A 12,981-nucleotide genomic window follows, 5' to 3' on the forward strand; every position below is an offset into this window, starting at 1 on the left:
GATGAGCCGACGCCGCCGTCCCGTGCTCGGTGTCCTGCGCCTGTGCCTGCGTCTGCTGTTGCTCGCGGTGGTGTGGCTGCTCGGGGTCGCGGCGTGGATCGTGCACGTCGGCAACCGCGACGAAGCCGGGCCGGCGGATGCGATCGTGGTGCTCGGCGCGGCGGCCTACGACGCGGTGCCGTCGCCGGTGTTCGAGGCGCGCATCGAGCACGGTCTCGATCTCTACCGCGCCGGTCACGCCCCGACGTTGATCTTCACCGGTGGCTACGGCGGCGCGAAGGCGCGGTTCTCCGAAGCACAGGTCGCGCGGCGGTACGCGTTGCGCCACGAGGTGCCGGATTCGGCGATCCTGATCGAATCACGATCGCGCACCACGCTGGAAAACCTGATCGAAACGCGACGGTTGATGCAGGCGCACGACCTGCACCGCGTGATCATCGTCAGCGATCCGCTGCACATGGCGCGCGCCCTGCGGGCCGCGCGGCGCCTCGGCATCGACGCGGTCGGCTCGCCGACGCCGTCGACCCGCTTCCGCACCTTCCGTACCCAGCGCGAGTTCCTGCTGCGCGAGGTCTACTTCTTCCACCGCGACCTGCTGGACGCGGCCCATGGCGCACTCGCCCGATGAGCGATTCGCCTGCCACCACCGCCGCGGATCTGATCCGCGCCTACTACGCCGCGTTCAACGCCGGCGATCGCGACGCGATGCTCGCCCTGCTGAGCGACGACGTGGTGCACGACCTCAACCAGGGCGCGCGCGAGACCGGCCGCGAGGCCTTCGCCGCGTTCATGCGGCGCATGGACACGAGTTATCGCGAGCGGCTGGACGACATCGTGGTGATGACCAGCGGCGACGGCACGCGCGCGGCGGCCGAGTACGTGGTCCACGGCGAGTACGTGGCCGACGATGCCGGCCTGCCGCCCGCCCGCGGCCAGCGCTACGTGCTGCCGGGCGGGGCGTTCTTCGCGATCCGCGACGGTCGCATCACCCGCGTGAGCAACTACTACAACCTCGAGGACTGGATCGCCCAGGTGGGGTGAGGCCGGGATTCGGGATTCGGGATTCGGCAAGAGCGTGCACGCGTCCGTTGTCGTCGCGGCCGCGACGCGGTGGACCGGGGGTGCGATCAGCCGGCGGGCTGGCTGTCGGCCACCAGGGTGAGTCCCTCGTTGAGCAGCCAGCGCGTGGCCAGCACGCGTTGCGGCTGCGGCTGGTCCTTGAGCACGTCGACCATCTGCCGGAACGAGCGGCAGCGCGCCTGACGGCTGGCGTCGTCGGTGCCGGTCGCGGTCATGCCGAGCATGAAGCCGTCGTGCAGCAGCGTGGCCGTCACCGCGGCCTGGCGCAGCACCTGCTGCGCCGCCGCGGCGTCGAAGGGCTGTGGCGTGCCCTGCAGCCCGCTGACCGCGACATCGGTGAAGGCGCTGGCGAAGCGGTTGCGGCTGGCCGGGCCGAGACGGTCCACCGTGCGCTGGAAGGCGGCGAGGTCCCGCGGCGCGTCGGGTTCGAACAACGCGCACAGCGCGCGCGCTTCGTCAGGCTGGCGCGAGGCGTGCAGCACGGCTTGGAACAGCGAATCGATCGCGGGCGTGGAGGCACGGCGGAGCACGTCACCCCCGGTGGCCATGACCGCAGCCGGATCGATCCGGGATAGATCGATGTCGTAGTGCTGTGCGGCGGACAGGCCGGGGCAGGCCAAGGCAAGGCCGAACACGGTCAGGGAGAGACATCGACGCATCGGGGTGTCCTGCAGCCGGAAATCGGCGACTCGTCCGGAGTCTAGGGCGGCGGCGCTGAATTTTCGGCCCCGCGCGGTGCGGGCACTACGCCTGACGCCGGCACGGGCCGGTGATGTCGGGCGCACCTCGACTCGCAAGGCGCGTCGAACCCTGCAGCGCCTCCGTCCGCGAACTTGCCCGGCATCACGACTGTAATGTTATTACATGATATGGTGCGCCCCCAATTTTTACTGCGGGGCCGTGCTTTGACGCCTTCCATGCCCGTCGTCGACATCCAGGCACTCTCGGTGTCCTTCGCCGGAAAACCGGTGCTCTCCGATCTGCATCTGCGCGTCGAGCCGGGCCGGCTGTATGCGCTGCTCGGCGGCAACGGCGCCGGCAAGTCGACGACGTTGTCGGTGCTGCTCGGCTTCCTCAGGCCCGATGCGGGCACCGTCCGGGTGGCCGGCGTCACGCCCTGGGAGGCGCCCGACCGGGCCCGCGCGCAGCTTGCCTATCTGCCCGAGAATGTCGCGCTCTACGAGCATCTGTCAGCGGTGGAAAACGTCGACTACCTGCTGTCGCTCGCCGGCCGCCGGCACACGAGCGCGGCGATCACCGAGGCCCTGCGCGCCGCCGGGCTGCAGGAATCGGCCTGGCGGCAGCGCCTGGGCGGATTCTCCAAAGGCATGCGCCAGAAGGTGGCGATCGCGATCGCGCTGATGCGCGAGGTGCCGCTCTTGCTGCTCGACGAACCCACGTCCGGCCTCGACCCGGGCGCGAGCGCGGATTTCCACACGCTGCTCGACTCGGTGCGCGCGCGCGGCACCGCGGTGCTGATGGTCACCCACGACCTGCTGGGCGCGGTCGAGGTCGCCGACCGCATCGGCGTCCTCGAACACGGCCGCATCGTGCACGAGGCCGAGCGCGAGGCCTTCGACCTGGCCGCGCTGCACGCGCACTTCTCCGGACGGGCGCGCGCGGCATGAGCGCATTCGTTTCGGTGATGCGCAACGAGTTGCGCGCGATGCTGCGCAACCGCACCGCGCTGGCCGGCATCGTGCTGCTGGCGATGCTCGGCATCGTCGCCACCGTGGTGTCGCTGCACCACATGCAGTCGGCGGCCGACCACCGCGCGCGCCAGCAGCACGCGGCGCAGGCGGCGTTCGACGCCCAGCCCGACCGCCACCCGCACCGCGTGGTGCATTACGGCCATTTCGTCTACCGCCTGCCGTCGGCGCTGGCCGCGTTCGATGCCGGCGTCGACCCGTTCACCGGCAGCAGCATGTTCCTCGAAGGCCACCGGCAGAACACCGCCAACTTCGGCGACGTGATGCAGAGCTCCATCCTCACCCGGTTCGGCCAGCTCACGCCCGCGTTCGTGCTGCAGGTTCTCGCGCCGCTGGTACTGGTGGTGCTCGGTCACGGGCTGCTCGCCCAGGAACGCGAACGCGGCACCTTGCGCCAGCTGATGCTGCAGGGCGCGTCCACGCGCGCCATCGTCGGCGGCAAGCTGGCGGCGCTGTGCGCGGTCGCGGCGGTCTTCATGCTGCCCGCGTTGCTGGGACTGGCGGTGATGGCGGCCGCGCCCGGCGCGTCGCTCGCGGTGGCCGCGGTGCTGGCCCTGGCCTATGCGCTCTACCTGCTGCTGTGGTGCGCGGTGATCGCGGCCGTCTCGGCGCTGCTCGCGCGCCGCCGCGATGCCCTGCTGGCCCTGGTAGCGGTCTGGGCGCTGTCGGCACTGCTGGTGCCGCGCGTGGCGCCGGATGTCGCCTACGCCGCACTGCCCCTGCCCGACCGCCTGCAGACCGACGTCGGCATCGGCCGCGATCTGCGCGCAATGGGTGACAGCCACAATCCGGACGATCCCTACTTCAACAGCTTCCGCCAACGCGTCCTCGACCAGTACGGCGTGAGCCGCATCGAGGATCTGCCGGTGAACTACCGCGGTCTGGTCGCGGTGGAAGGCGAGCGCCTCACATCGAGCCTGTTCGAGCGCTACGCGGCGCACAGTGCGCAGATCCAGCATCGCCAGAACACGCTGGTGGGGTGGTTCTCGCTGCTGAGCCCATCGATCGCGCTGCGCCAGGCGTCGATGGCCGCCGCGGCGACCGATCTGTCGGCGCATCTGGGGTTTCTCGACCAGGCCGAGGCCTTCCGCTACACCATGGTGCAGCAGCTCAACCAGCTGCAGGCCGACGGCGTGTCGTTCGCCGACGACACGGCGCAGGACGCGGATGCCGACCGGCGCAAGCGCGTGGATGCCCGCCATTGGCAGACGATTCCGCGCTTCGACTTCCAGCCGCAGAGCGCGGGCACGCTGCTGCGCGCGATGGCGCCCGGGCTCCTGGTGCTGGCGGGCTGGTGCCTGCTGGCACTGTTGCTGCTGGGCCGGGTGGCACGCCGACTGGGGGTGGCACGATGAGCACGTGGCGCTATGAATGGCGGCTGCTGCTGCGCTCGCGGATCGCGGTGGCCGGCCTGGCATTGCTGATCGTGCTGGCCGCGGCCAGCCTGGCGTCGGGCGTGCAGCGCATCGACAGCCAGCGCGCGGCGATCGAGCGCATTCCGGCGTTGCAGGCCACCGATCTCGCCGCGGTCGTCGCCGCCCACGGCGACGGCACCGACGCGGGCAGCGCGGCCTACTACACCTTCCATCCCACCTGGAATCCGCCGTCGGCGCTGGCCTTCGCGGCCGTGGGCATGCGCGATGTCGCGCCGTTCGTACTCCGCGTGCGGGCCCTCGGACTGGAGGCGCAGATCCACGACGGCGACGTGTTCAACCCCGAGCTCGCACTGGCCGGCCGGTTCGATTTCGCGTTCCTGCTGACCTTCCTGCTGCCGGTGTTCGTCCTGGTGCTGTTCCATGATCTGCGCTCGGGCGAAGCCGAATCCGGACGCGAGCGCATGTTGCGCAGCCTGCCGCTGCGCATCGGCCGTCTGTATTTGCGCCGGGCCACGGTGCGTGCGGTCGCGCTGCTGGTCTGCGTCGGCGCACCGTTCGTGCTGGTCGCGGCGTGGCAGGGCGTGCCGGCGCTGCAGATCGCCGCCGTTCTCGGCCTGACCGCGGCCTATCTGGTGTTCTGGATCGCGCTGTCCTGGGCCGTGGCGCGACGCGGCTGGGGCAGCGCGACCAATGCGGCGACGCTGGCCACGCTGTGGGTGGCGATCGCCCTGGTGCTGCCCGCGCTGGCGCACGTGGGCATCGAACGCGCGATTCCGGTCGACCAGGGCGCGGCGATCGCACGCGCCCAGCGCGAGGCGGTCAACCGGGCCTGGGACATCCCGCGCCAGGACACCATGCAGCGCTTCTATGCGCGGTATCCCGAGTGGCGTGATTCCGCGCCGCTCGGTACCGCGTTCCACTGGAAGTGGTACTTCGCCTTCCACCAGAACGGCGACGATGCGGTCGCGCCGATGGCCGCGGCCTACCGCGACGGCATCGAGCGACGCTCGGCGGCCGCGTCGCGCCTGGGCTGGGTGTTGCCGCCGGTGGGCATGCAGGCCGCGCTCACGCGCATGGCCGACACCGACATGCAGGCGCACCTGGCCTACCAGGACCGCATCCGCGCCTTCCACACCCGCCTGCGCCAGTTCTATTACCCGTACATGTTCAACGACGTGCCGTTCCGCGAGAACGATTTCGCGGACGCGCCGGCGTTCGCGCCGCACTGATCGAACCGCTCCACCCACCCGTCCCCACCCACGCCGGCCTCGAGCCGGCGCCTGCCCGGTCGTCCGCATGAACCTGCATACCCTCAGCCTCGCCCTGCTCGCCGCGCTGCCCACCGTCGTCCACGCGCAGTCGGCCAACACCACGATGGGCACCGTGCACGTGCACCAGAGCCGCGGCCAACTCACCGCCAATGAGGTGCTGACCTCGGTCGACGTGCTGGGCGCCGAGCGGATCGAGGACAAGACCGTCTCCCAGAGCTGGGAACTGCTCGGCCAGATGCCCGGCATCCAGCTCACCGAAACCCGCCAGGGCGCCGAGTCGGGCAAGGTGAGCTTCCGCGCCTTCAACGGCGAGGGCTATCTCAATGCGATCAAGACCCTGATCGACGGCATTCCGAGCAACGTCAACAGCGGCAACCAGCGCTTCATCGACATGCTGTTCCCGCTGGAGATCGACTACATCGAAGTCGTGCGCGGCACCAACGATCCGCGTTACGGCCTGCACAACATCGGCGGCAACATCAATTTCGGCACGCGCCAGGGCGGTGACTACACCGATGCGCGGCTGACCTACGGCAGCTTCGATACCCGCATGGCGCAGATCGCGCTCGGCCGCGAGCATGGCGAGTTCCAGCAGAACTGGTTCGTCGGCGTGCAGACCTCGGACGGCTATCGCGACCACGACACCTCGGAAAAGTATTCGCTGGGCGGCAAGTGGTTCTACGGCCATCTCGAGGACGGCATGCGCGTGGGCCTGACCGCACGCGTCTACCACCACAAGGCCGACGAGCCGGGCTTTCTGACCGCCGACGAACTCGCGACCATGCGCCGCGGTTCCAACCCGCGCAACGCCAACGACGGCGACGACCGCGACATGCGCCAGTTCGCCCTGCACATGGATCTGGCGCTGAACGACGCTCTGTTGCTGGGCACCCGGCTCTACCACAACCGCTATCAGGACGACCGCCGCATCACCTTCAGCGGCGTGCCCACCGGCAATGCACCGCGACAGCGCCGGGTCTGGGATGAGAAGCAGACCGGCCTGATGAGCACGCTAACCTGGACCGCCAGCGACGCCTTGACGCTCGAGGCGGGCGCCAATCACGAGCAGCAGACCAACGCCTACCTGCGCCAGCGGTTCAACTACAGCGTGCCCACCGACTTCGAGGCCGTGCCCGCCCGCGTGCAGAACGACGACGTCCACAGCTTCGACAACACCGGTGCCTACGTGCAGGCGATCTGGCAGCCGGTCGAATCGCTGAAGATCGTCCCGGCCTACCGGGTGGACCGCTTCGACGGCGCCACCACCCTGCCCGGTGGCGTCCGCGGGCCGCTGCAGGACTACGGCACCATCGGCCAGCCCAAGCTGAGCGTGGTGCACGCGCTGACCAGTGACACCAACGTCTATGCGAACTGGGGACGCACGTTCCAGGTGCTCACCGGTTCCACCGCACCGGCCTATCTGACGCCGGGCCAGGCGGCGCTGCGGCCCTCGACCAACACCGGCGTGGAAGCCGGCATCCGCTTCAGTCCCTTCGCCGGCAGCCAGGCCCGACTCGCGGTGTGGCAGCAGGATGCGGAGAACGAGGTGTCCAACATGCCCGCCACCGGCACCACGGTGGTGCTGGGCAAGACCCGACGCCGCGGCGTGGACGCGCAGATCGACGCGCGCCTCGGCGATGCATGGACGGTCTGGGCCTCGCACGCCTACCAGGAGGCGAAGATCCAGCGCGACGGTCGCGCGCCGGGCGTGTCGATCGAGGGCAACGAAGTCGCCGCCACGCCGCGCTACATCAGCAACATCGGCATCGACTACCAGGCCAGCGACGCCCTCCAGTTCGGCCTCCAGGGCCGGGCCCAGGGCGACTACTACCTCGAAGAGCGCAACGTCACCGACAAGTTCGGCGGTTTCGCGGTCGTCGATCTCAGCGCGCAGTACCGCATCAATCCGCGCATGCGCGTCGACATGCAGCTGCGCAACGTCACCGGGCGCGAGTACGTCTACGCCTGGTACGACAGCTTCTTCCAGGACACCACGCAGCCGATGTTCTCACCGTCGGCCGGACGCACCGCGTTCGTGTCGCTGCACGTCACGCTCTGAGCGGACCCGCGCCGCCCGCGGACTGCGCGGCGGCGCTCGAGGCTCAGGCGCCGCCGCGCCTGCGCACCGGAATTGCCGCCGCGTCGAAGCGCGCCAGCTCCTCGCCGCCGTCGCGGATCGGCGCACCGTGGGCCGGCGACCACGCCATCGCGGTGATCCATTCCCAGCTCGCCGGCAGGCCCTGCGGCGTGCGGAACTGTTCGTAGTGCGCGGCGGCGGCGGCGAAGCGCGCGCGGCCGGTCATCGAGCGGCGCCGCGTGGCCAGGGCGTTGGTCGCACCGATCGCGCGCTGCTCGCGCATCAGCGACGCCATGTCGGCATGCCAGTGCACGGTGACGTCGCGATCGAGCACCGGATTGCGGAAGCCGGCGCGCATCAGCGCATCGCCGAATTCGCCGATCGACACGAAGGGGCTCACGTGCGGGGTGTCGTCGGCGTGGCCGAAGGCGTCGCGCAGTTCGATCAGGCTCTGCGGACCGAAGGTGGACACCAAGAGCAGGCCGTCCGGCTTCAGTACCCGGCGGAAGCCCGCGAAGGCCGCGGACAGATCGTCCACCCACTGCAGGCACAGGTTGGAGACCAGCACGTCGACGCTGTTGTCGGCCAGCGGCAGCGCGCGCAGATCGGCGCACACCCGGTCCACCGGCCGCGGCTGCAGGCCGAGCTTCGCCAGCATGCCGCCTGCGCCGACCGGGGCCTGGCGCAGCATCGGCAGCGCCAGATCCAGCGCGACGATGCGCGCCTTGGGCCAGCGCGCGCGCATCGCCAGCGCCGCATGCGCCGGCCCGCTGCCGACATCGAGCACGACGTCCGGCACGCGATCATCCAGATAGTCCAGCGATTCCAGCAGCTGGGCCTCGATGTCGCGCTGCAGCGCGGCGGCGGCGGTATAGGTGGCCGATGCCCGCGAGAAAGCGCGGCGGACGTGGGCGGCGTCGAAGATTCGGGTCATTTGGGCAGGGAGCGGACATCGGGTCCGTCGGCGACGGCGGCCGTCGCAGCCGGAAGAAAGGCATGCAGCCGCTCGACCACCGCGTCGGCATGGGTGAGGAACGGCGCGTGCCCGGCGTGGTCGAGGGTGATGGCCGTGCCGGTCGGTGCGCGCCCGGCGGCGTCGTGCATCGCGCGTGGATCGACCAGGCGATCGCGGCGGCCGGCAAGCCACAGGCTCGGCACCTGCAGGTCCGGCAGTGCGCGCCGCAGGTCGACCGATTCGAGCAGGCCCAGGCCGTCGACCAGCACGCGCGTGGCCGGCTCGCCGCGTGCGAACACCTCGGCGCGCAGCGTGCGCAGTTCGCCGCGCGCATCGTCCGAGCCGAACGCCTCGAGCGCGATGAAGCGGTCCAGCGTGCCACGGTAGTCGCTGCGCAGGCCGCTGGCGAAATCGCGGAACACCTGGGGCGCCATGCCGTGCGGCCAGTCACGCGCGCTGACGAAGCGCGGGTTGGCGCACACCATCACCAGCGACGTCGCGATGTCGGGGCGGGTGGCGGCCGCGTGCAGCGCGAACAGGCCACCCAGCGACCAACCCAGCCACGGCGCCGGTGGCACCATCCGCGCGAGCGCGTCGACCACCGGCTCGAGCGCCAGCGGCACGGCGCTGTCACGGCTGTGGCCATGGCCGGGCAGATCCACGACGTACAGCGTGTGCGTGCGCCGCAGGCGCTCACGCAGCGGCGCGAACACGCCGCCGTGCATGGCCCAGCCGTGCAGCAATACCAGCGGCGGGCCATCGCCGACGATGTCGATGTGCAGGTCGTCCGGTGTCTCGGTCATCGTCGTCGCGGCCTCAACCGCCCTTGTCGCTGCGCAGGGCGCGGGTCCGGCGGGGGCTGCCGGCGGCAGGCCGCGCGACCAGCACGGCGAAGGCGACGATGCCGGCCGTCACGATGCCGGCACCGAGCAACGCACGCCCCTGCGGCCAGGCCTCGTGCAGGAACAGCGCGCCCAGCAGCGCGGCGAACAGCAGCTCGGCCGCCTGCATGGCTTCGGCCGCACCCAGCGCCACCGGGTTGTCGCGCACCATGCCGGTCGCCTGGAAGAACAGGATCGTCGCGATCACCCCCGCGCTCAGCGCGACGCCCGCGGCCAGCCACACCTGCGGCATCGACGGCGCGCCGGCCTGCTGCCAGGCGAACGCGGCGACCAGCAGCCACAGCGGCTGGCTCACCAGCGTGAGGCCGAACACGCGCTGGGTGGCGTTGAGGGTCTCGCCCGTGCGTTCGAGATGCAGCAGCAACAGGCGGTTGCCGAGCGGATACGCGACCGCGGCGGTCAGCACGCAGGCCAGCGCGATCCAGCCGGCGGCGTCGAGCCCCGGACCGCCGTGGCCGAACTGCATCAACAGCACGCCGGCGAGGATGGCCGCGGCCACCGCGAGCGCGAGGGGCGGAATGCGTCGGCGCGCATCGCGATACAGCAGCGGCGCGCACAACATGCCGGCGATCACGGTGAACTGGAAACTGCCCGCCACCAGCCACGCCGGCCCGCTCGCCGCCGCGTAGGCCAGCATGCAATAGAACAGCAGAAAGCCGATCGCGCTGCAGCGCAGCCACGCACCCGGGTGCGCGGCGATCGCGCGCAACACCGGCATGGCGCCGCCCTGCCAGGGCATCAGCGGCAGCAGCAGCGGCAGGGTGATGAAGTAGCGCAGGCACGCGGTCCACGCCCAGTGGCCGCCGCCGCTCGCGCTGGCGCGGTTGAGCACGTAGGTCAGCGTGAAGAACAGCGCCGACGCCAGTGCGATCCCGACCGCGAGCAGCGCGCGGCGGGCGTCTGTCGACGACGCGGTCATGCCTGGACGGCGGCCGCCGGGTCGTGCGCGGACACCGCATCGCGGGCACGCGCGAGCGCATCGACCAGTGCATCCACGTCGGCATCGGCGTGCGCGGCGCCCAGCGTGATCCGCAGCCGCGCCTGGCCCTCGGGCACGGTGGGCGGACGGATCGCGGTGACCCAGAACCCGGCGGCATCGAGCGCCGCCGACAGCGCCAGCGCGGTCGCGTTGTCGCCGCAGCGCAGCGGCTGGATCGGGGTGTCCGACGCCATCAGATCCAGACCATGCCCGAGCGCGCGCGTTCGGAAGCGCTGCACCAGCGCGGCCAGGCGCTCGCGGCGCCAGTGTTCGTGACGTGCGAGCCGCACCGCGGCCAGCGACGCGGCGGCCTGGGCCGGCGGCAGTGCGGTGGTGTAGACGTAGGGCCGCGCGGTTTCGGCCAGATGCGCGATCAGGTCCGCGTCGCCGGCGAGGGCCGCGCCGTAGCCGCCCAGGGCCTTGCCCAGCGTGACCAGCTGCAGCGGCACCGCCTCGACGTCGAGCCGCGCCTCGGCCACGCTGCCGCGGCCGTCGGGTCCGCGCACGCCGATGCCGTGCGCGTCGTCGACGTAGAACAGCGCCCGCTGCACGCGCGCGACGACCGCCAGCTCGCGCAGCGGCGCGACGTCGCCGTCCATGCTGAAGACGCCGTCGGTGGCGAGGATGGCCGCAGTGTCGGGCAGTGTGCGCAGCTGGCGCAGCGCGCCCGGGGCATCGGCATGTGGATAGCGGCGCAGACGGCAGCCTGCGAGGCGCGCGGCATCGATCAGGCTGGCGTGGTTGAGCCGGTCCTGGACACAGACGTCGTCGTCGCCGAGCAGCGCCTGCAGCACCGCGAGATTGGCCGCGAAGCCGCTGCCCAGCACGAGGGTCGCCGGTACCTGCAGCCAGTCGGCGATCTCGCGTTCGAGCGCGGCATGACGCGCGTGGTGACCACAGACCAGGTGCGAGCCGCCGCTGCCGACGCCGTCGGTGGCCGCGGCGTCCTGCAACGCGCCCGAGACCGCGAAGTGCTGCGACAGCCCGAGGTAGTCGTTGCTGCAGAAGTTCAACAACCAGCGCGACGCGCCGCCGTCCTCGACCTCGCAGCGCATGCCGTCGCGGCGCAGCACCGTGCGCCGCTGACGACGCAGCAGCCGCGCGTCGCGGTCGTCGCGCAACTGGCGCGCGCGTGCGCGCAGATCCGGGCGCTCAGGTGCCATGGCGGGACCAGAGCGCGAGCCCGCCCATCGCGACCGCGGGCAGGGCGACGAGACCGTTGATCATCACGCCGATCCGGCCGGGCGTATCGAGTTGCATGCGCTGCGCCTCCTGCGCATCGGCGGCGCTCTTGTGCGCCAGCACCAGTACCGCCGCGAACAGCGCGGCCGCAAAGCCCAGGCCGGCGCCGCCGTCGCGGACGAACAGCACCACCGCCCACATCAGCACGCCGGTCGCAGCCAGCCGCGCCAGCGCCAGCACGGACGAGCGGCCGGCGCGCACGGCCAGCACGCATCCGCTCAGGCCGACCAGCGCCAGCAGCACCAGGTACAGCCAGGCGGGCCACGGCATCACGCCGCGCAGCTCCGCGGATGCTGCGGCAGTTCGATGATGTCGGCGTGGACGGTGCCCGGGTGATCGTGATGCTCGCCATCCACGTGGATCTGCATCGGCTTGATGCCCAGACGCTGGAACAGCGCCATGTCGCGCTCGGTGTCCGGGTTGCCGGTGGTCAGCAGCTGCTCGCCGTAGAAGATCGAATTGGCGCCGGCGAGAAAACACATCGCCTGCAACTCGTCGCTCATGTCCTGGCGGCCCGCCGACAGGCGCACCATCGACCGCGGCATCAGGATGCGGGCGACGGCGATCGTACGCACGAAATCGAAGGGATCGATCGCCTCGGTGCCGTGCAGCGGCGTGCCTTCCACCTGCACCAGCCGGTTGATCGGCACCGAATCGGGATGCACCGGCAGGTTCGCCAGCGTGCGCAGCAGACCGGCGCGCTGGCGCCCGGTCTCGCCCATGCCCACGATGCCGCCGCAGCAGGTCTTCAGGCCGGCATCGCGCACGTGTTCGAGCGTGTCGAAGCGGTCCTGGATCTCGCGCGTGTGGATGATCGCGTCGTAATACTCGGGGTCGGTGTCGATGTTGTGGTTGTAGTAGTCCAGGCCGGCGTCCTTGAGCGCGCGCGCCTGCGGACCGCTGAGCATGCCGAGCGTGGCGCAGGTTTCCATGCCCAGCGCCTTGACCTCGCGGATCATCGCCGCGACCTTCGGAATGTCGCGGTCCTTGGGCGAGCGCCAGGCCGCGCCCATGCAGAAGCGCGTCGCGCCGGCGGCCTTGGCCTGGCGGGCCTTCTCCAGTACCGCCTCGGTCTCCATCAGCTTCGTCGCTTCGACGCCGGTGTGGTAGCGCTGCGCCTGCGGGCAGTAGCTGCAATCCTCCGGACAACCGCCGGTCTTCACCGACAACAGGGTGCTGATCTGCACCTCGGCCGGATCGAAATGCTGACGGTGCACGGCGGCCGCGCGGAACAGCAGGTCGGTCAGCGGCAGCGCGAACAGGGCCTCGATTTCGGCGCGCGACCAGTCGTGGCGCAGGGGAGCGGGCGACCCGGCGGATTCGCGGACGGGGCTGACAGCGGACATGGCGATCTACCGACGGTGACGGCGGGACAAGCCCGGCAGTCTGG

Annotated in this window: 13 protein-coding genes; 6 read left to right on the forward strand and 7 right to left on the reverse strand. The window is 71.1% G+C overall.

What is annotated here, in order from left to right; translation table 11 throughout:
- Position 1 precedes the first annotated feature (1 nt).
- Entirely contained in the window at positions 2-628 is a 627-nt protein-coding gene (locus tag PQS31_RS11955) for a YdcF family protein (RefSeq protein WP_272762958.1), read from the forward strand.
- A complete protein-coding gene (locus PQS31_RS11960; protein WP_272762959.1) occupies positions 625-1,041 on the forward strand; it encodes a ketosteroid isomerase-related protein in 417 nt (138 codons plus the stop codon). Before PQS31_RS11955 ends, PQS31_RS11960 begins: the two co-directional genes overlap by 4 nt.
- An 86-nt stretch (positions 1,042-1,127) precedes the next feature.
- Here PQS31_RS11960 and PQS31_RS11965 read toward each other — a convergent pair whose 3' ends face one another.
- The gene (locus PQS31_RS11965) at positions 1,128-1,739 is read right to left on the reverse strand and encodes a hypothetical protein (protein ID WP_272762960.1); all 612 of its coding nucleotides are present in this window, start codon (positions 1,737-1,739) and stop codon (positions 1,128-1,130) included.
- 258 nt (positions 1,740-1,997) lie between these two features.
- On the opposite strand from PQS31_RS11965, the gene PQS31_RS11970 reads away from it, so the two are divergent.
- The 4 genes from PQS31_RS11970 (at position 1,998) to PQS31_RS11985 (ending at position 7,495) form a co-directional block, all read left to right on the forward strand.
- Positions 1,998-2,708, forward strand: a complete 711-nt coding sequence (locus tag PQS31_RS11970; RefSeq protein WP_272762961.1) for an ABC transporter ATP-binding protein — start codon at positions 1,998-2,000, stop codon at positions 2,706-2,708.
- Positions 2,705-4,144 carry a DUF3526 domain-containing protein gene (locus PQS31_RS11975; protein WP_272762962.1) on the forward strand — a complete coding sequence of 480 codons (1,440 nt, stop codon included), beginning with the start codon at positions 2,705-2,707 and terminating at the stop codon, positions 4,142-4,144. The genes PQS31_RS11970 and PQS31_RS11975 overlap by 4 nt, the downstream gene beginning before the upstream one ends.
- Positions 4,141-5,394: a DUF3526 domain-containing protein gene (locus PQS31_RS11980; protein WP_272762963.1), complete on the forward strand. Its 1,254-nt coding sequence runs from the start codon at positions 4,141-4,143 to the stop codon at positions 5,392-5,394. The genes PQS31_RS11975 and PQS31_RS11980 overlap by 4 nt, the downstream gene beginning before the upstream one ends.
- Positions 5,395-5,461: 67 nt before the next feature.
- Positions 5,462-7,495: a TonB-dependent receptor gene (locus PQS31_RS11985; protein WP_272762964.1), complete on the forward strand. Its 2,034-nt coding sequence runs from the start codon at positions 5,462-5,464 to the stop codon at positions 7,493-7,495.
- Between the two features lie 43 nt (positions 7,496-7,538).
- On the opposite strand, the gene bioC is transcribed toward PQS31_RS11985, so the two are convergent.
- The 6 genes from bioC to bioB are packed head-to-tail and all read right to left on the reverse strand — an operon-like array spanning position 7,539 to position 12,937.
- Positions 7,539-8,447, reverse strand: coding sequence for a malonyl-ACP O-methyltransferase BioC (gene bioC, locus PQS31_RS11990; RefSeq protein WP_272762965.1), 909 nt, complete (start codon positions 8,445-8,447; stop codon positions 7,539-7,541).
- Positions 8,444-9,250, reverse strand: a complete 807-nt coding sequence (bioH, locus tag PQS31_RS11995) for a pimeloyl-ACP methyl ester esterase BioH (RefSeq protein WP_272763051.1) — start codon at positions 9,248-9,250, stop codon at positions 8,444-8,446. The genes bioC and bioH overlap by 4 nt, the downstream gene beginning before the upstream one ends.
- A gap of 34 nt (positions 9,251-9,284) precedes the next feature.
- Entirely contained in the window at positions 9,285-10,289 is a 1,005-nt protein-coding gene (locus PQS31_RS12000) for a multidrug resistance efflux transporter family protein (protein WP_272762966.1), read from the reverse strand.
- Positions 10,286-11,512 (reverse strand): 8-amino-7-oxononanoate synthase, encoded by a 1,227-nt coding sequence (gene bioF, locus PQS31_RS12005; RefSeq protein WP_272762967.1) that lies wholly within the window; start codon positions 11,510-11,512, stop codon positions 10,286-10,288. Before bioF ends, PQS31_RS12000 begins: the two co-directional genes overlap by 4 nt.
- Positions 11,502-11,864: a hypothetical protein gene (locus PQS31_RS12010; protein WP_272762968.1), complete on the reverse strand. Its 363-nt coding sequence runs from the start codon at positions 11,862-11,864 to the stop codon at positions 11,502-11,504. The genes bioF and PQS31_RS12010 overlap by 11 nt, the downstream gene beginning before the upstream one ends.
- Positions 11,861-12,937, reverse strand: a complete 1,077-nt coding sequence (gene bioB / locus PQS31_RS12015; RefSeq protein WP_272762969.1) for a biotin synthase BioB — start codon at positions 12,935-12,937, stop codon at positions 11,861-11,863. The genes PQS31_RS12010 and bioB overlap by 4 nt, the downstream gene beginning before the upstream one ends.
- Positions 12,938-12,981 lie beyond the last annotated feature (44 nt).

This window comes from Luteimonas sp. BLCC-B24, assembly GCF_028550595.1.
In the GTDB taxonomy this organism is placed as follows: domain Bacteria; phylum Pseudomonadota; class Gammaproteobacteria; order Xanthomonadales; family Xanthomonadaceae; genus Luteimonas.